The 18,110-nt window shown below is 38.7% G+C and carries 19 protein-coding genes; all 19 read right to left on the reverse strand.

Annotated features, from left to right (window positions below; all coding sequences use genetic code 11):
• Window positions 1-3: 3 nt before the first annotated feature.
• Window positions 4-621, reverse strand: a complete 618-nt coding sequence (gene hisIE / locus ACIQ1H_RS17275) for a bifunctional phosphoribosyl-AMP cyclohydrolase/phosphoribosyl-ATP diphosphatase HisIE (RefSeq protein WP_402890373.1) — start codon at window positions 619-621, stop codon at window positions 4-6.
• A complete protein-coding gene (gene hisF / locus ACIQ1H_RS17280; RefSeq protein ID WP_402890375.1) occupies window positions 618-1,379 on the reverse strand; it encodes an imidazole glycerol phosphate synthase subunit HisF in 762 nt (253 codons plus the stop codon). Before hisF ends, hisIE begins: the two co-directional genes overlap by 4 nt.
• Window positions 1,373-2,005, reverse strand: a complete 633-nt coding sequence (gene hisH, locus ACIQ1H_RS17285) for an imidazole glycerol phosphate synthase subunit HisH (protein ID WP_402890377.1) — start codon at window positions 2,003-2,005, stop codon at window positions 1,373-1,375. The genes hisF and hisH overlap by 7 nt, the downstream gene beginning before the upstream one ends.
• Entirely contained in the window at window positions 2,002-2,601 is a 600-nt protein-coding gene (hisB, locus tag ACIQ1H_RS17290) for an imidazoleglycerol-phosphate dehydratase HisB (RefSeq protein ID WP_337980444.1), read from the reverse strand. Before hisB ends, hisH begins: the two co-directional genes overlap by 4 nt.
• Before the next feature lie 4 nt (window positions 2,602-2,605).
• Entirely contained in the window at window positions 2,606-3,880 is a 1,275-nt protein-coding gene (gene hisD / locus ACIQ1H_RS17295; RefSeq protein WP_402890379.1) for a histidinol dehydrogenase, read from the reverse strand.
• Between the two features lie 56 nt (window positions 3,881-3,936).
• Window positions 3,937-4,560 carry an ATP phosphoribosyltransferase gene (gene hisG / locus ACIQ1H_RS17300; RefSeq protein ID WP_173479438.1) on the reverse strand — a complete coding sequence of 208 codons (624 nt, stop codon included), beginning with the start codon at window positions 4,558-4,560 and terminating at the stop codon, window positions 3,937-3,939.
• On the reverse strand, window positions 4,553-5,725 hold the full coding sequence (locus tag ACIQ1H_RS17305; RefSeq protein ID WP_402890381.1) for an ATP phosphoribosyltransferase regulatory subunit: 1,173 nt from the start codon (window positions 5,723-5,725) through the stop codon (window positions 4,553-4,555). The genes hisG and ACIQ1H_RS17305 overlap by 8 nt, the downstream gene beginning before the upstream one ends.
• A 446-nt stretch (window positions 5,726-6,171) precedes the next feature.
• Complete coding sequence (locus ACIQ1H_RS17310) at window positions 6,172-6,714, reverse strand: acyltransferase (protein WP_402890383.1); 543 nt, start codon at window positions 6,712-6,714, stop codon at window positions 6,172-6,174.
• A gap of 4 nt (window positions 6,715-6,718) precedes the next feature.
• Entirely contained in the window at window positions 6,719-7,360 is a 642-nt protein-coding gene (gene ppaX / locus ACIQ1H_RS17315; RefSeq protein ID WP_337980442.1) for a pyrophosphatase PpaX, read from the reverse strand.
• A gap of 12 nt (window positions 7,361-7,372) precedes the next feature.
• Entirely contained in the window at window positions 7,373-8,194 is an 822-nt protein-coding gene (gene lgt / locus ACIQ1H_RS17320; protein ID WP_402890385.1) for a prolipoprotein diacylglyceryl transferase, read from the reverse strand.
• Between the two features lie 30 nt (window positions 8,195-8,224).
• A complete protein-coding gene (gene hprK, locus ACIQ1H_RS17325; protein ID WP_139859785.1) occupies window positions 8,225-9,160 on the reverse strand; it encodes an HPr(Ser) kinase/phosphatase in 936 nt (311 codons plus the stop codon).
• Between the two features lie 225 nt (window positions 9,161-9,385).
• Window positions 9,386-9,715, reverse strand: coding sequence for a cytochrome c551 (gene cccB, locus ACIQ1H_RS17330; protein ID WP_139859783.1), 330 nt, complete (start codon window positions 9,713-9,715; stop codon window positions 9,386-9,388).
• Between the two features lie 51 nt (window positions 9,716-9,766).
• On the reverse strand, window positions 9,767-10,615 hold the full coding sequence (locus ACIQ1H_RS17335; protein ID WP_402890388.1) for a YitT family protein: 849 nt from the start codon (window positions 10,613-10,615) through the stop codon (window positions 9,767-9,769).
• A gap of 166 nt (window positions 10,616-10,781) precedes the next feature.
• Window positions 10,782-12,011, reverse strand: a complete 1,230-nt coding sequence (locus ACIQ1H_RS17340; RefSeq protein WP_402890390.1) for an EAL and HDOD domain-containing protein — start codon at window positions 12,009-12,011, stop codon at window positions 10,782-10,784.
• A gap of 301 nt (window positions 12,012-12,312) precedes the next feature.
• Window positions 12,313-12,957: a VTT domain-containing protein gene (locus ACIQ1H_RS17345; RefSeq protein WP_370635742.1), complete on the reverse strand. Its 645-nt coding sequence runs from the start codon at window positions 12,955-12,957 to the stop codon at window positions 12,313-12,315.
• A gap of 320 nt (window positions 12,958-13,277) precedes the next feature.
• Window positions 13,278-14,828, reverse strand: coding sequence for a fatty acid--CoA ligase family protein (locus tag ACIQ1H_RS17350; protein WP_337980439.1), 1,551 nt, complete (start codon window positions 14,826-14,828; stop codon window positions 13,278-13,280).
• Between the two features lie 141 nt (window positions 14,829-14,969).
• On the reverse strand, window positions 14,970-16,910 hold the full coding sequence (locus tag ACIQ1H_RS17355) for an FtsX-like permease family protein (protein WP_402890392.1): 1,941 nt from the start codon (window positions 16,908-16,910) through the stop codon (window positions 14,970-14,972).
• The gene (locus ACIQ1H_RS17360) at window positions 16,882-17,658 is read right to left on the reverse strand and encodes an ABC transporter ATP-binding protein (RefSeq protein WP_402890394.1); all 777 of its coding nucleotides are present in this window, start codon (window positions 17,656-17,658) and stop codon (window positions 16,882-16,884) included. Before ACIQ1H_RS17360 ends, ACIQ1H_RS17355 begins: the two co-directional genes overlap by 29 nt.
• A gap of 12 nt (window positions 17,659-17,670) precedes the next feature.
• Window positions 17,671-18,102 carry a hypothetical protein gene (locus tag ACIQ1H_RS17365; protein WP_402890397.1) on the reverse strand — a complete coding sequence of 144 codons (432 nt, stop codon included), beginning with the start codon at window positions 18,100-18,102 and terminating at the stop codon, window positions 17,671-17,673.
• Between the last annotated feature and the right edge of the window lie 8 nt (window positions 18,103-18,110).

The following is an 18,110-nucleotide window of genomic DNA, read 5'->3' on the forward strand; positions in this document are numbered from 1 at the left end:
CTGTTATTTCTCCTCGTGACGTTTTTCCAACACATGCAATACATCAAAAACATTTACTTTTTGTTCTTGTAGTAAAACTAATAGATGGTAAATTAAATCTGCCGCTTCCCATTTTACCTCTTCTGCATCACGATTTTTCGCACCGATAACAACCTCAGTTGCTTCTTCCCCAACTTTTTTACAAATTTTATCGATGCCTTTATCGAATAAATATGTAGTGTATGCACCCTCTGGCATTTCTTGCTCACGCTTTTCAATTACTTTAACTAGTTCAGGGATAATGCCTACTGAACCAACTTTCGCTTTTTCCAAGAGTACATTCGTAAAGCAAGAAGTCGTGCCGTTGTGGCATGCGGGGCCAGTAGGAAGTACTTCTACAACTAATGCATCGCCATCACAATCCGCTTTAATGGATACTACCTTTTGTACGTTGCCACTAGTAGCGCCTTTATGCCATAGCTCTTCGCGAGAACGTGAGTAAAACCATGTTTCGCCTGATTCCAATGTTTTTTCTAATGACTCTTTATTCATATAAGCTACCGTTAATACTTCTTTTGTATTGGCATCTTGCACAACTGCTGTCACAAGACCTTTATCGTCAAATTTAATGTTATCCATCATCGAACTGCCACTCCTTTTTCACGTAAGTATTGTTTTACTTGCGCTACGCTCGTTTCTTTGTAATGAAAAATGGATGCTGCAAGTGCTGCATCTGCATTGACATCATCTGCTAATACTTCGTAAAAATGCTCGGCATTCCCTGCACCGCCACTTGCAATGACTGGGACTGTCACGGAATCTCTTACCGCCTTTGTCAAAGCTAAATCAAAGCCAGATTTTTCTCCGTCCTGATTCATACTTGTTAATAAAATCTCACCAGCGCCTAAGCGAACAGCCTCTTTTGCCCATTCGATCACTCGCCATGATGTTTTATTGCGGCCTCCGTGTGTATACACCATCCATGTGCCATCTTCTTCACTGTAGCGTGCATCGATTGCCACAACGATACATTGCGCACCGAAGAAGTCAGAACCTTCCTTAATTAGCGCTGGACGTTCTAAAGCAGATGTATTAACAGACACTTTATCTGCCCCAGCGCGTAAAATACGCTTCATATCCTCTAACGAGCGAATACCACCGCCAACGGTAAATGGAATAGCCAATGTCGCCGCTGTTTGGCGCACCACATCGACCATTGTTTCACGACCTTCATGCGATGCCGATATGTCCAGGAAGACAAGCTCATCTGCCCCTTGCTCATCATAAAATGTTGCAAGCTCTACTGGGTCTCCTGCATCGCGCAATGAAACGAACTGTACACCTTTGACAACACGCCCATCCTTGACATCAAGACAAGGAATAATACGTTTTGTTAGCACGCCGCCACCCCTTTTAACCATTGTTCTAATAAGTACACGCCTAACTCCCCTGACTTTTCAGGATGGAATTGCATACCTGTAATCGAGCCGTTTGCAACGATGCCTGGCACTTCAATGCCATAATAGTCTGCATAAGCTACAAGCTCTTTTGCATCAATATTTGTCGCATAAAATGAATGGACAAAATATACATGCTCGGCAGTTGCTTCGTCTTTAAGCCATGCAGGGCGATTTGTTACAATCAATTCATTCCACCCCATATGAGGTACTCGATAGGATTGATTCCCTTGAACACCGCTAAAGCGTTGAATGCTCCCTTTGAAAAAGCCTAGCCCCTTCGTTAATGTGACTTCTGTACTTTCCTCAAATAATAACTGCATCCCTAAACAAATACCGAGTAAAGGTCTATTTTCTGCCTTTACTTTTTGAAGATAGTTATCTAATTTTGTTTCCGCTAAGCGCTTCATAGCGTCAGGGAAAGCACCTACACCTGGCAATAGAAGAGCATCCGTTGCATCGAGCTCATGTTCATCAGCCGTTACAACGACCTCACAGCCAAGGCGTTTTAATGCTTGCTCGACACTAAATAAATTGCCCATCCCATAGTCAATTACACCGATTTTCACGTTAACAGCCCCTTCGTTGAAGGTACACCTTTAACACGAGGATCTATCTCCACTGCCGCATCAATCGCACGGGCTAACGCCTTAAAAATAGCTTCAATTATATGGTGCGTGTTATGACCATATGGCACAATAACATGCACATTCATTCTTGCTTCAAGTGCGAACTTCCATAAAAACTCATGCACTAATTCAGTATCAAAAGTGCCTACCTTTTCTTTTAGTTCAGGCACACGATATTCTAAATGCGGACGGTTAGAGCAATCGACTACGACTTGAGCAAGGGCGTCATCCATTGGGACAAAGGCATTACCGTAACGTTTAATGCCTTTCTTATCACCCAGTGCCTCACGAATAGCTTGTCCTAACACAATGCCAAGGTCTTCTGTCGTGTGGTGATCATCAATGTGCGTATCACCGTTCGCTTGAATTGAGCCATTAAAAAGACCGTGTTTAATAAATAAATCCAACATATGGTCCATAAATCCAACACCTGTTTGGATATCTGCTTTGCCTTCACCATCTAAATCAATGGCTACTGATATTTGCGTTTCATTTGTTGTTCGTTCTACCTTTGCATAGCGTCTTTGTTCTGTCATCGTTCTACTCCTTTTCCCATCCACGAGATTCGACTGCTCGCGCATGACCCTCTAGACCTTCCATGCGAGCTAAGCGTGCGATTTTTGGGGCATTTTCGGCCCACGTTTTTTCAGTGTAATAAACGATACTCGATTTTTTCACGAAGTCATCTACATTTAAACCACTTGCAAAACGAGCTGTGCTGTTTGTCGGTAATACATGGTTTGTGCCTGCAAAATAATCACCTACAGGCTCTGAGCTATATCGCCCAATGAAAATACCGCCAGCGTGACGTACTTGCTCTGCCACAGCTTCCGCATTTTTTGTCACGATTTCTAAATGTTCAGGTGCTAATGAATTAATGGCCGCAACTGCTTCTGACATCGTCTCGGCAATGTAAATGGCACCATAATTTTCGATAGATGCACGTGCTACCTCTTCACGAGGTAAAGTCGCTAATTGTTTTTCCACTTCAAGTGCTACGTTATGAGCAAGTTGCTCTGATGTTGTTACTAAAATGGCACAAGCCATCTTGTCATGCTCTGCCTGTGATAAAAGATCTGCTGCCACTTCATCTGCAAAAGCTGTTTCATCTGCAATTACAGCAATTTCACTTGGTCCTGCAATCATATCAATTGCAACTTCACCAAATACTTCACGTTTTGCTAGAGCAACAAAAATATTACCAGGTCCCGTAATTTTATCGACCGCTTGAATCGTTTCCGTTCCGTAGGCAAGCGCCGCAATTGCCTGCGCACCACCAATTTTATACACTTCTTCTACACCTAAAATATGCGCAGCTGCAAGCACGCCAGCAGGTAATTTACCATCACGACCAGCAGGTGATGTAATAACAATTCGCTTCACACCAGCTACTTGTGCAGGGATAACGTTCATCAATACGGATGATGGATATGCAGCTGTCCCTCCTGGAACGTAAAGGCCTACTGCATCGAGCGCAGTGACACGTTGTCCAAGCCAGGAGCCATCTGCCAATTCCATCCGATAGCCAGTACGCTTTTGTTGCTCATGATAGAGACGAATATTTTGTGCTGCTTCTGTTAAATCTGCATATAGCTGTGCATCAATCGCGTTGACGCCCTCTGCCATTTCTTCTTTTGTGACACGTAAATTGTCAGGAGCATAGCCATCCCATTTTTCTGTATATGTACGTACTGCGATGTCACCTTGTGCTCGGACCTCCGCTAATACTTGTCGTACAACCTTTAATTGTTCTTCATTGCCACCTTCGAGTGGTCGTTTCAAGGAAATACCTTGTGCTAATTTTGTGATTTTCATGGAAAAAGTCCCCTTTATTTCTAGGTGTTTTGGCAACACCTTTCGCAAAACTTTTATTAGTCGACACAATTTTTCAAACGTTTTACAAGGTCAATGATGCGATCACCTTTCATTCGATAGCTTACTGGATTGGCGATTAGGCGCGATGAAACATCCGTAATAAACTCATACTCGACTAAGCCATTTTCTTTGAGCGTACGTCCCGTCGATACAATATCGACAATGCGATCTGCTAAGCCTATCATCGGTGCAAGCTCAATCGACCCATTTAATTCAATAATTTCTACTTGCTCGCCAATACCTTTATAGTATTTCATCGCAATGTTTGGATATTTTGTCGCAATGCGTGGCGCAATTTCGTTCATTGTCGTATTAGGTAAGCCCGCTGATGCGATATAGCATGTACTTATTCTTAAATCAAGGAGCTCATGGACAACTCGCTGTTGTTCCAGTAAAACATCTTTTCCTGCAATGCCTATATCTGCAACACCGTGCTCGACATATACAGGAACATCCATAGGTTTTGCTAATATAAAACGAATTTTTTCTTCAGGAATTTCGATCATTAATTTACGTGTCATCTCAACCTCTTCTGGTAAATTAAAGCCTGCATCAATAAGCATTTGGTATGCCTCTTCAAAAATACGCCCTTTTGGCATAGCAATTGTTAATTCATTCACCGCGAACTTCCTCCTGTCCAACAACAACTACCTCAGTAAAGTGCGTTAAAAAGGCTGCTTCATCAACTAAACTACTTCTTACCTGCAATGTCGCCTGTTTTCCCGCTGCTCTTAAAGCTTTTATCTTTTCAAGAGCCTCCTCAAAGTCTTCTTCCTCAAATAGCACAACAATAGCTTCTTCCTTTTGCAAAGCTTGTGCTGTTATTGTTTCTAATAGTCTATCTACACGAATACTAAAGCCTGTAGCCCCCACTTTTGAGCCAAATACTTCAAGCAGTCCATCATAGCGTCCTCCATTGCCTAAAGGGAAACCACTGCCTGAGGCAAACACTTCAAATAACATGCCTGTGTAATAGCTCATATGACTTGAGAGGGTAAAATCAAACGCAACATATTGAGCTAAGTCCGCAACTTCTAACAATTTTGCAAGCTGTTGCATATATTCTAATGCGTCATTTTTACGCACATATTTTTCAATATCTCGAATTTCCTTTAAGGTCATTGCCTCTTCAATAAATTGTAGCAATGCATCTGATTTTGTCTTTGGTAAATCAAATGATGCCACTGCCTCTTCAAAGCCTACGTAGTTACGCTGTACAAGCAAAGTGCGTAGTGCATCTTGTTGTTCGGTACTTTCTGTATAGTCCTGTAAAATACAATTTAAGACACCTGCATGTCCAATGGTTACTTTGAAGTTTTCAATGCCAAACTGCTTTAACAGTTCCATTGCTGTAGCGATTACCTCAGCATCCGCAAATACCGAATGATCACCGATTAGCTCAACACCCATTTGCTCAAATTCTGCTGGTCGTCCACCTTCTGTTTCCTGTGCACGAAATACACTAGCAAAGTAAGCTAAGCGTAGCGGTATCATTTCTTTTAATAATTTTGAAGTAGCTACTCGAGCAATTGGCGTTGTCATGTCAGGACGTAGGACGAGCGTATTGCCCTGACTATCTACAAGCTTGAATAAATGCGCATCGGAAATTGCCGATGCTTTACCTACTGTATCGAAATACTCTACTGTAGGCGTTTTTATAAATTCATAGCCTCTTGAGCGTAAAAAATTACGACCTGTATGTCTTACAGCTTCTACTTTTTCATAGATTTGCGGAAATTTATCGCGCATACCAAGTGGCTTTTCAAACATTTTAATCGCTGACATGTTGACACTTCCTCACGTTTCACTTTAATTCACTAAAGTGCTAGAGAATTAGAATATGAAAGTATTTTAACGCATTCCTTTTATCCAGTCAATATATTACGCACTGAATTCTCTAAAAATTTAATTACTTATTATTCAGTTAATTATACACCTAATTATATAAAGTGGAACTTTTATCAATCTCTATTACACAGCTTGAATAACGTAAAAATGGCTAGGGCAAAAGAAAAAGTGTTAGATTGACTGCAATCAATCTAACACTTTTTCCAACGCCGTTGATGTCCGCTACGGCGGATGCTTTCCGCGGGCACATCGTAAGCCGCAACCCTCGCTCACGCGCGGTTTGTTGCGTCTTACGTTTTGTGCTTTTCCCGCAGGAGTCACCGCCTCCGCTACCATCAACTAGTGCAATTACATCATGGAGTAATTATATCCAGCCTCTTTTTTTACTTTTTCGGCGTGCACCATTGCACAACTTCCTTCTTTTTGCGCTCGGCCATCTGTTCTGCTGTATAAATAATTTGCATCGGGTTACCACCTGCTAGACAGCCTGCAGGTACATCCTTATGTACTAGTGTCGCGGCTGACACAATGGCTCCGTCTCCTATTGTCACGCCAGGTAAAATAGTCGAATTAGCACCTACCATCACTTCATTGCCAATATGGACATCCCCTAGACGATATTCTTCAATTAAGTATTCATGTGCTAATATTGTCGTATTAAAGCCAATGACAGTATTATTACCGACATGGATACGCTCGGGAAACATCGTATCTGGCATGACCATTAAGGCTATAGATGTTTGGTCACCGATTTTCATTTTTAAAAATGTGCGATACAGCCAGTTCTTCACGCGTAAAAATGGTGTGAAGCGTCCAATTTGAATGACAATGAAGCACTTCATCACCTTCCAAAAGGACACCGTATCATAGACATTCCATAGCGAGTTTGCTCCCTCGACACGATATCTTTCTGTTTTACGCGCCATGCATTTACCCCTCTTTCACAATATCAAGTAAATCGTTCATATGCTGCAACATATACTCTGGGTTAAACTGCTGTAAATATTGTTCACCTTTAATTGACCACGCGACACCTGCAGCTCTTACTCCCGCATTATGACCAGCTTCAATATCATGAGAATTATCACCAATCATAATGGCTTCTTCCTTTACTGCACCTAGACGTGATAGGGCAAGTAAGACAGGCTCTGGATCTGGCTTCACGTTTTGCACATCATCAGTCCCCACAATCACGTCGAATAGATGTCTAGCACCTAAAATGTTCAAGCCGCGATCAATCATCCCATTACGCTTAGTTGAGACAATGGCTAATTTAATACCCATTGACTTTAATTGCTCTAACGTTGACACAACATCTGGGAACTCTGTTACAAGCTCATCATGGTGTGGTTCATTCCAAGCGCGATATTTTGCCATCATTTCCTCTTCTTCGCCTGGCGTTAAATCACTAAATGTCTGTTTTAATGACGGACCCATGAATTTTAGGCAATCTTTTGGCGAATATTGCCCGGGAAATCTCTCTTCTAAAACATGCATAAATGATTGAATAATTAAGTCATTTGTATTTAATAGTGTTCCATCAAAATCAAAAAGTAATGCTTTTACAGCCATACATTACACTCCTTACTTATTGTCCAAATATTTCACTGCTGGCTTAACTTTCAATCGTCGGTAAATAATTAATCCAAGGCCAATGACAATACCAATAATTGAAACGACCTGCGCTGATCTTATATCTCCAACTAAATATAGACTATCTGTACGTAAACCTTCTATATAGAAACGACCAATTGAATACCAAATTAAATAGCCAAAGAAGATTTCCCCACGATTTAAATTCACTTTCCGTAATGCCAGTAAAATTAATAAACCGACAAAATTCCATGCAGATTCATATAAAAACGTAGGATGTACATATGTTCCTAGTTCTTCAATGTACATTTGATTAATAATCCAATCTGGAAGCATTAGGTTTTCTAAAAACGAACGTGACACTGGTCCACCAAATGCTTCTTGGTTCATAAAATTGCCCCAGCGACCAATAATTTGTCCAATTAATAGACTTGGCGCTAGAATATCTGCCACGCGTAAAAAGCTTACCCCTTTTTTCCGAGTAAATATGTAAGCTGTCACAAATGCACCTATTAGCGCACCGTGAATAGCAATACCGCCATTCCAAATTTGAATAATGCTGCCTGGATTTTCACTATAATAATCCCAACGCATTGAAACATAATAGATGCGTGCACAGACGATTGAGATCGGTACTGCCCATAATAACAAGTCCGCTAAAAAATCCTCAGGCAAACCGCGTTTTACAGCCTCTCGTTGTCCAACAAAATATGCTAAAATAATCCCCGATACAATTAACAGTCCGTACCAACGTACAGGAATTGGCCCTAAATGAAAGGCAACCGGGTTAATGTCTAAAAGTAATAAATCCATCTTTAACTCCTTTCAATATTTAACAATTTATTAATCGTCTAATTCATCTGTTGAAGAAATGACTTCATCTAAACGTCGTGAAAACTCTTCAGCTGCATTGACACCCATTTTTTTCAAACGGTAATTCATTGCTGCCACTTCGATAATTACGGATACATTTCGTCCAGGTCGAACTGGGATTGTTAGTTTTGTCAGCTCTGTATCAATTATCTTCATTTTCTCTTCTTCTAAACCTAAACGATCATATACTTTGGCAGGATCCCAAATCTCTAACTCAATAATTAAAGTAATACGTTTATACGGTCGTACGGCACTTGCTCCAAAGAGTGTCATAATATCGATAATACCGATCCCTCGTATTTCCAATAAATGCTCTAATAGAGGTGGTGGACTACCTATTAAAAAGTTCTCTGATTCCTGACGGATTTCAACACAATCATCTGCAACTAATCGATGTCCTTTTTTCACTAGCTCTAGCGCTGTTTCACTTTTCCCAACACCACTTTTTCCGATAATAAGCACACCAATGCCATAGACATCGACTAACACACCGTGTGCCGCTGTCATAGGTGCTAAACGCCCCTCTAAATAATTGGTTAGCCTACTCGAAAATTTCGTTGTCGTCATATGTGTTTTAAATACAGGTACATGCTTTTCGTTTGAGGCTTGAATTAGCTCCTCAGGTACTTCTAGGTCACGGGAGATAATTATCGCAGGTGTATCCTGTGAACATAGTAAACGCATGCGCTCTAGTTTAACATTTGCTGGTAACATTTCGAAAAAGGAAAGTTCTGTTTTCCCTAGCAATTGAACTCGATTTGCAGGATAATGCGTAAAATACCCAGCCATCTCTAACCCTGGTCTAGAAATATCACTTGTAGTAATCGTTCTTCCTATACCTTCCTCGCCGCCTAATAGTTCTAACTTAAATTTTTCCATTACATCCCTTGTCAATACTACGACCAATGTGTGCAGCCTCCATTCAAACGAATTGAATATTGTTTTATTTTAGCATGCCTATGTATAAAAGAAATGAATTTACACTTGTTTGCATGTTTATTTAATAACACCATTATACTTTCTTCTAAACGGTGGTGTAACAAACAAGTGCAAAATAATGAGAGATATACTATTTCCATGTATTAAATAGAAAAACTAGCGGTCTCCAGAACCGCTAGTTTTTAGCTTTGATTATTTTTGAGTCGCTAACCATTTGGCAACAGCTTCGGCATCTGCACCTTTAATAAGTCCAGCTGGCATTGCCCCACGACCATTGTTAATTACATCTAAAATTTCCTCTTCCGATAAGCGAGAACCTACATTGTTTAGTGCAGGTGTATTACCCATACCTTGTAGCTCACCACCGTGACAAGAAACACATGATTTCATTGCGATAGCTTTACCGTCTGGTTCAGCAGCCGTATCGTTATTACCCGTAGCATTATTTTTATCTCCGCCGCCACCACATGCAGCTAAGAAAATTGCTGAACCGAACACTAATGTTAACATTGCTTTTTTCATTAGTACCCCTCCTAAGTAAATGAATATCTTACCATTGCTATTATACCAAATTTATGCGCGCTTGAAACCTTCACCTAACACCTCGTAAGCATCAGAAACGATGACAAACGCAGACGGATCAACGCTTTTAATGAGTTGTTTCAGCTTTGTGAACTCTGTTTGATAGACAACAACCATTAATACTGGTCGTGCTTCTCCTGTATAACCGCCAATTGCAGGCAATTTTGTCACGCCACGATCAATTTCAGCATATATGGCATCACGCACTTCATCTTGTTTCAACGTAATAATATACACCATTTTCGATTGACTAAATCCAAGCTGAATTATATCAATCGTTTTCGTTGTGACATAAAGGCCGATTAAGGCATAGAGTCCTTTTTCTAAGTCAAAAACAATTGCTGCACTAATCGCGATAATTCCATCAATTAATAGTACACTTGTACCAAGCGATAAACCGGTATACTTTGTAATAATTTGAGCTAGTAAATCAGTGCCACCAGTAGAAGCATTCCCCTTAAAGACTAGTCCTATTCCTAATCCAACAACAATTCCACCAAAAAGCGCACCAAGTAAAGGATTATCCGTCCACGGTTCCCAACTATTAGTTAATAAGACGATAAACGGTAACGTTACTGTGCCAACAAAAGACTTTACGCCAAACTTTTTACCAAGTATTAGAACTCCAGCTAAAAACAACGGGATATTAAATGCATATTGTACTAGTCCAGGATTCCAGCCAAATAAGCCATGTAAAATGGTACTTATACCGCTAACGCCTCCTGAAGCTACTTGATTTGGTAGTAAAAATACATTAAAACCAATTGCCACAATAGCGGCACCAACAATTACATACACATATTCCACTATACTTGCCTTTACATCTTGTGTTTGATTCATTTCCTCACGCCCACTTCAACTATCAGAATTTTTCTAAAGACGACATGATTATAGCAAATAGTTTTCATGTTGAGAACTTCATCTTGATGAAGAGAAACTCGACTTAACAAACAAAAAAAGCTACCTTGTGAACATCGGTAGCTTAGTTTCTGTAGTTTTTCCCTAATTATAATGATGTTTCTGCCCATTCTAAAGCTTCATTATATAAAAGATCAATACTTGTCATTTCGATATTTATTTGCGGTGCTAATTCTTCTAGGCGTTCCCAATCTAATTTACCTAGAGCAATACTAAATTCTAAATAGGGAGTCATTTCAGTTTGTCCACCTAAAATTGTTTCCGTAATTGCCTCTGAAAAAGGTAATTGCTGTAAAATTGCATTCATCGGTCTTTGTAATATCGTATCAATTAATGAAAACATCCCCACTAAAAAGTACTCTGAAAAGTTTTGCTTATAAGATAGCTTTGCTAATTTTTCACAAACTTTTGCTCTGAACAATGATGTACGCATTAATTCTTGGAAAAGATCTGAATCTGTCTTACCATCGAACTCACGCAAAGCTAATAAATAGATCCACTTACGAAGATTGGCTAAACCAAGTAGTAGTATAGCTTGTTTAATTGAACGTACTTTAGATTTTGATCGTCTATTAGAATTATTAATCATTTGTAATAATTTATACGTCAACGATATATCCCGTTCTATATTTTCCGCTAACAGATGAACATTTGGCTCCTCTTCTTTCAAGAGAGAAATTATATGAAAATATTGAATTGCATTTGCAGGTATATCCATTGCTCTAATTATTTGAGGCTGCTCAAAGAAATAGCCTTGGAATAACTCATAACCTGAATGCTTAGCTACTTTAAATTGCTTTTGTGTTTCTACTTTTTCAGCAAGCAATTTAATATGCGGGAAATTTTCTTTTACCATATTTTCAATTTCCATTCGTTCCAGCAAAGAGGAAAATAAAAAATCCACTTTTATATAATCAATATGTGGGAAAAGTTTTTCATAAACTTGTACATCTTCGTTTAAAATAAAATCATCTAAAGCTATTTTAAATCCATGCGCCTTCAGTTCAATGACACGCTCAACTAATTTTGGTGTTAGTGGTACATCCTCTAAAATCTCAATTACTATTTGAGAAGGATTTAAAAATTCATCGATTGAACTCATAATCAAGTTTTCCGTAAAATTAACAAAACAAGGCTTACCTTTCGTCACCTCGTCGATACCAATTGATAAAAATGAGTTCACTAACACATCTACTGTTGCAGCATCTGAATCGACATCAGGAAATGAATTTACATTTTTATTTCGATACAACAATTCATATGCAACGACCTGTTCGTGAAGATTAAAGATTGGCTGTCTTCCGATAAATACTTCCATTTCGTTGCCTCCAATTCACCATTTTCTAGTAATTATTATAGCACCTTTCATTACCTTACGCTTATTTTTTCAGCAACATATTAATTGATTGTTATTCTTCAACTAACATATACCTATACAATTGGTTTTTTATTACTTATGTACTAATGGCGTTTTAAATAATACATTTTTGATAATCCTTTCGGAATATTTCATTTGTAAGAAGCACATTAGTTAAATAAAAAAGACTATAGATAAACTTGAAATTTTCAAGTTGTCTATAGTCTCCATACTTAAAGAGAATCATCTCTTAAGCATCGATTTATTTCCCAAATTTAGATTTAAAAGCGCCAATAACTGCTGGTACGACTGAGATAAATATAATTAAAATAAGTACGACCGAGAAGTTATCTTTAATAATAGGGATATTACCAAAGAAATAGCCAAGTAATGTACAGCTGAATACCCATAAAACTGCACCTACAATGTTGTACAGTAAAAAGTAGCTATAGTGCATCTTACTTGCCCCTGCAACAAATGGAATAAACGTACGAATAAAAGGCATGAATCGAGCAATCACAATTGTTTTCCCACCATGTGTGTTAAAAAACTTTTCCGCTGCCTCCATACGTTCCTTTTTAACAATTCGGCCTAAAAAGCTCTTAGGTGGAATTGAAGTGCCAACTTTGTGACCTATATGATAATTCATTGTATCTCCTAAAATTGCTGCAGCCAAAAATACAGGAATTAGAACCCATAAATCAAAGGCACCCATTGCGGCTGTTAATGTACCACTAGCAAACAGCAATGAATCACCAGGTAAAAATGGAAAAATAACAACACCTGTTTCGACAAACACAATTGCAAATAAAATGAGATAGCTCCAATTACCAAAATCACGAATAATTTCTTCTAAATGCACATCAATATGCATTATAAAACTAAATAACTCTTGAATGAGTCCTATCATTGTTTTTGTATGCTCTCTTTCAATTTAATTTTTCCTAAAAGCTTGGACGTTGTTACGCACAAAAGGGTTCCAAATCAATACAACAGAGTATACAAGTTACTACTCCCCTACTATATGACAAGCCCTTTTAAAGTATGTAGAAGTTTTACACATGACTGATTTTATCACTACGGCTCTATGCACTCAACTTATTTAAGTGTCAGGCACTCAAACAATTCTGAATTCTCCCCGTGGAGTGCCAGTCACTCAAACAATTCTCAAACAAAAAAGCCCACCACTTAACTTTCTGTGGTGGACATTATTTCTATATAAAAATCTTATACTTTTGTCGCCTTCAATGAGCGACGCAAAATTTTACCTGTTGTATTTTTCGGTAGCTCGTCCAAGATTTCAATAACCTTTGGAACTTTGTATTTCACCATATGTTTTGCACAGTATGCTAATATATCATCTGCTGTAGATGCCGACTCTTCTTTGAGCACGATATAAGCATGTACCGCTTCACCGAAGTTAAGATCTGGATAGCCCACTACTGCCGCCTCTACGATATTGTCATGTGCAAATAACACTTCCTCGACTTCTCTCGGGTATACGTTATAGCCTCCAACAATAATCATATCCTTTTTGCGATCGACGATATAAAAATAGCCTTCGTCATCTACTTTTGCAAGATCCCCCGTAAATAACCAACCATCACGGATGGCCATGGCCGTTTCTTCAGGCATTTTATAGTAGCCTTTCATGACGTTTGGCCCACGAACAACTAACTCGCCAACCTCACCAACAGGGACTTCTCTTCCGTTGATATCTACGACTCTATTTTCAACGTTGTTAATAGATGTCCCGATGGAGCCTGCTTTTCGTTCTCTGTCTAATGGATTGAAGCATGTTACAGGTGAAGCTTCTGATAAACCATACCCCTCTGATACACGCACATTAAATTTCTGTTCGAAATTATGTAATAGTGCAACAGGTAAAGATGCGCCTCCTGAAATGGCTAATCGAATTGTCGAAAAATCTTCTGGCTTGCCCTCAGGTAATAAATATAAAAAGTTATACATTGTTGGTACACCAGCAAAGACCGTTGCCTGCTGCTCCTTCGCCAATGCGAATATTTCACTTGGACTAAAGCGTGGTGCAAGCAATACAGTTGCTCCACTAATTAATGGTGCATTGACAACTACTGTTAACGCAAACACGTGGAAAACTGGTAATGTTGCAATAATGCGGTCATCCGCTCTATAACCTAAATAAGTAGAGACGTCACGCGCATTTGAATAGACATTTCCGTGGGACAGCATGGCACCCTTTGGATTCCCTGTTGTGCCCGATGTATATAATATAATTGCCGTATCATCTTCAGCAACGTTCACTGGTTCTAGTGAGCCAGATGCACGCGCAATGACTTGTGAAAATAAATGTGTTCTCGCCTTCGCCGCTTCCGATAAAGCAGCTACTTTTTCAGCCACATCTGGTGTCGTTTCACACACTACAAATGTCACAACTTCTGGAAAGGCTTGTACACCTACTTCTACTAATGGAAGCAGTGCATCGAGCGCAATCACCGCCTTGACATCGCCATTCCGTAAAATATATGAAATCTCATCTGGCGTATAAATTGGATTTACAGGTATTGCTGTAGCTCCTAAACGCATTGTTGCATATAAAGCAATTAAATAATGTGGCGTATTGCCGAGTAAAAACGCCACATGGTCCCCTTTTTGTACCCCTAAATCTTGTAACCCCTGTGCAAAGCGACCAATTGTCTGTTCAAATTCCCCATACGTCGTATCTTTCCCCATAAAATGATACGCAATTTTTTCTGGTTGCTCTGCTGCTTGTTGACGAACACATGAAACTAAATTCAATTACACCATCCCCTTATCGTATAAAATGAATCGTTATTCAGTAATATTATATAAGAAATATATCTAAAAGACAATGAGTCTTTTTACTTCATGTCATTATTACCGTCAAAAAATTCATTTTTTTCTCTTTTGTACAGATTTTCAAGAACGGATATGTGAGATATAGCGCCAACGGATTAAGTAAAAGTAAATGACTTGAATAAGGACGAAAAAACCAAATGCAAAGAATACTTCTTTAACAATTGAAATATTAGCAATATCCTTTAAAATGCCTTGCACCATAAAAAAGGCAAAGGCACTGTGCATCATAGCAACGCTCCAAGGTAAGAAAAATTGTGGGAACAAATGACGATTGACTAGCTTTTTCAACTCTATATCTGTTAAACCCATACGTTTTAGGACATCAAATTTCCGCTTCTCTCGCTCAAGTGAAGTATGCAGTTTAAAGTAAATGAAACTACCAGCCGCCAGTAAAAATACAGTCGCCACTAAAACACCAACTAATGTAAATAATGAATAGGTAGCTAGTATATAAGAATAATTTAATCCTGCATTTTCAAAATAAAATGGGCTATGCTTGCCCTTCTTAATATTGTTAAAATATTCGGTTGAAGCCATTTCAATTATGTCCTTACCAATTTCTTTTGTTTCCATCCACTGTGGAATATCAAAAGTAAATAGATGGTAGCTCGGCTGTACAGCACCGTTACTCTTAATTGGCTTCACAAGCTTCACAAAGTCTTCATCGCTAATGACAATTGAATTTACACTTACTATTGATCCTGGGAATACTATTTTAGGGTAAACACTATCTATCGTAATAGGTATTTCATTTTCTTCTAAAACTGTTTTGACTTCTTTATTTTTAAGCTTTTTTAACGACTCTTCCGAATATGGTATGAACACCGCTTCTCCAGATTCTAAATTAATCAATGGATAGTTAAAGGAGGATAATAAAACATTCATATCTGATTCTCGGAATACCTCAACCTCATTATGTGTATACGAGGAAGTTTGTTTTACAACTACAAAGCGGGATAAATGGTAGGACAAGCCCTTTTCCTCTAATTGGATACGGAGGGAATTGATGTGCGTAGCTTCATATGGGTTATCGATATCTCCTTTATAAATAAGCCCTAGAGGATTTAATCGATCGTATTGTGTCGTGTAGGAGGACATCGTAGCCAATACTCCGACAGATAAAAATGCTAACGTCGATACCATCGTTACGACGAAAAACATTTTTACATTATCCCTCATAATATGTGTTTGTTCTGCTAAAGAGAGAAGGCGATAGCGCTGCCAATTAAATTTACGTTTACCACGTGCAATTTGTAAAATGAATGGTACGGAATCACTAAAAAAATAGTAAGTTCCGAAAGTTGCAAAAAACGGTATTAATAACGTAAGCCCAATCATTGTTGTATGAGAAACGATAAATGCCAGCACATAGGTTGCTAAAATAAGAGTAATGCCATATGTTGCACGAACTTTTGAAAAGCTAGTTTCGCTATTTATATAATCATTTCCCTTAATAAGATCACGTAGTTTTCTCTCACGTGTAAAATACACGCTAATGATAGAAATAACGACAAAGGCACTCGTAAAAACACCAATAGTAAGTAAAAAAGGTTGCCAAGAAACATAAAGCGGTAAATCCTCTAGATGCAATATTTCTCGAACAATCATGAAGAAAAACTTTGAAAATGAAAAGCCAAAAATAATGCCCACAATAATAGAGCCTGCACCGATAATCATTGTTTCTAAAAAGACAAGCTTGTTCATTTGTCGCTTTTCCATGCCAAGGTGCAATAAAATCGCAAACTCATGTGAGCGCGCCTCTAAAAAAGCACTCATGGAATAATATAAAAAGAACAAGGTGAAGAGAACAAGTACGATTTCTGCGCCAATCATGCCGACTAACGACACTTCTCCTAAAATGCCACGTTCAATATCTGGATGAAACATTAACATTGAATAGATAAAAAATACGGCTACTGAAAAAAAGCTCGCCATAAAAAAGGCTCCGTATATACGGCTATTCCGTACGACATTACGGTAAGCGAATTGTCGAAAGGTCACCTACTTGCCCTCCCCCTAGTAAGCTCAATACATTTAAAATTCGTTGGAAAAACATTTGACGTCGGTCATCTCGATAAATTTCATTGAAAAATTCCCCGTCCTTAATAAATAGCACACGATCACAATAACTTGCTGCAATCGGATCATGGGTCACCATCACGATTGTCGTCTGTTTTTCCTTATTAATTTTTGTTAATAGTTCAAGTACATCGCGAGAAGAATTCGAATCCAAATTCCCCGTCGGTTCATCTGCCAAAATAAGGCTTGGGTTATGAATTAGTGCTCGCCCTATCGCTGTTCTTTGCGCTTGTCCACCTGAAATTTCATTTGGACGCTTGTGCAAGAAAGAAGCTAAATCAAGCTTTTCTATAATACCTGCAAGACGCGCTTCCATTACTTCTAACGGCTGCTGATCAAGCGTTAATGGCAACACGATATTTTCCTCGACAGTAAGCATATGCAATAAATTAAAATCCTGAAAAACAAAGCCAAGCTGTCTTCTTCTAAAAAAAGCTAGTTCAGTAGCATTTAGCTTATGAGGGTTCATGCCGTCTAAAATAATTTCGCCACTTGTTGGTTCGTCAATTGTAGAAATTATATTTAGTAACGTAGTTTTACCACTTCCCGATGGTCCCATTACAGCTAAAAACTCACCTTCCTCAACCTCAAAGCTTAATTGATTGAGTGCACGATGTGTAACCTTTCCCTCATATACTTTTGTCACATCATTTATTTGTAAAATAGGCATGCCTCATCCACCTTATTTCTCGATTAATTCCATAGATTCTGGTAATAGCCATTTAAATACCACCTCAAAGCCAATTTGAAACTGTGGCTCTAAAATAGCTGAAGGTATGTTTGCTTCTTCTTGAACTAGACTAAAGCAATGCTCCCCGACGATCATATCCCAACCATCTAATTCACCTTCAATGATTTCGCCACAAACTGAATAGTGCCCACTATACATGACTTGCTCACCTTCTACTGGCAAAGCATTTAGTAGGCATGGTTTATGTAAGTTTAGCCCAAGTGCATTGCAAAAATGCATTACCTCATCCTGAAGTAATAGGCTAGCCTGACGAAAATTTTCACAAAACAAACAGTCACAAACGTCTAATTGTGAGTCATACAAATTTTTCGTCTTTTCTAATTCAATATTTAATACCCAGTCATCCAAACGTACTTCTCCCATTTTTTGCT

This window comes from Lysinibacillus sp. NPDC097279, from assembly GCF_044761745.1.
Taxonomy (GTDB): domain Bacteria; phylum Bacillota; class Bacilli; order Bacillales_A; family Planococcaceae; genus Lysinibacillus.

What these genes read in the sequence shown, in the direction of transcription:
- hisIE (WP_402890373.1), bottom strand. Translation starts at nt 621, where the DNA reads ATGATGGATAACATTAAATTTGACGATAAAGGTCTTGTGACAGCAGTT.
- hisB (WP_337980444.1), bottom strand. Translation starts at nt 2,601, where the DNA reads ATGACAGAACAAAGACGCTATGCAAAGGTAGAACGAACAACAAATGAA.
- hisD (WP_402890379.1), bottom strand. Translation starts at nt 3,880, where the DNA reads ATGAAAATCACAAAATTAGCACAAGGTATTTCCTTGAAACGACCACTC.
- ACIQ1H_RS17305 (WP_402890381.1), bottom strand. Translation starts at nt 5,725, where the DNA reads ATGTCAGCGATTAAAATGTTTGAAAAGCCACTTGGTATGCGCGATAAA.
- ACIQ1H_RS17310 (WP_402890383.1), bottom strand. Translation starts at nt 6,714, where the DNA reads ATGGCGCGTAAAACAGAAAGATATCGTGTCGAGGGAGCAAACTCGCTA.
- ppaX (WP_337980442.1), bottom strand. Translation starts at nt 7,360, where the DNA reads ATGGCTGTAAAAGCATTACTTTTTGATTTTGATGGAACACTATTAAAT.
- lgt (WP_402890385.1), bottom strand. Translation starts at nt 8,194, where the DNA reads ATGGATTTATTACTTTTAGACATTAACCCGGTTGCCTTTCATTTAGGG.
- cccB (WP_139859783.1), bottom strand. Translation starts at nt 9,715, where the DNA reads ATGAAAAAAGCAATGTTAACATTAGTGTTCGGTTCAGCAATTTTCTTA.
- ACIQ1H_RS17335 (WP_402890388.1), bottom strand. Translation starts at nt 10,615, where the DNA reads ATGAATCAAACACAAGATGTAAAGGCAAGTATAGTGGAATATGTGTAT.
- ACIQ1H_RS17340 (WP_402890390.1), bottom strand. Translation starts at nt 12,011, where the DNA reads ATGGAAGTATTTATCGGAAGACAGCCAATCTTTAATCTTCACGAACAG.
- ACIQ1H_RS17360 (WP_402890394.1), bottom strand. Translation starts at nt 17,658, where the DNA reads ATGCCTATTTTACAAATAAATGATGTGACAAAAGTATATGAGGGAAAG.
- ACIQ1H_RS17365 (WP_402890397.1), bottom strand. Translation starts at nt 18,102, where the DNA reads ATGGGAGAAGTACGTTTGGATGACTGGGTATTAAATATTGAATTAGAA.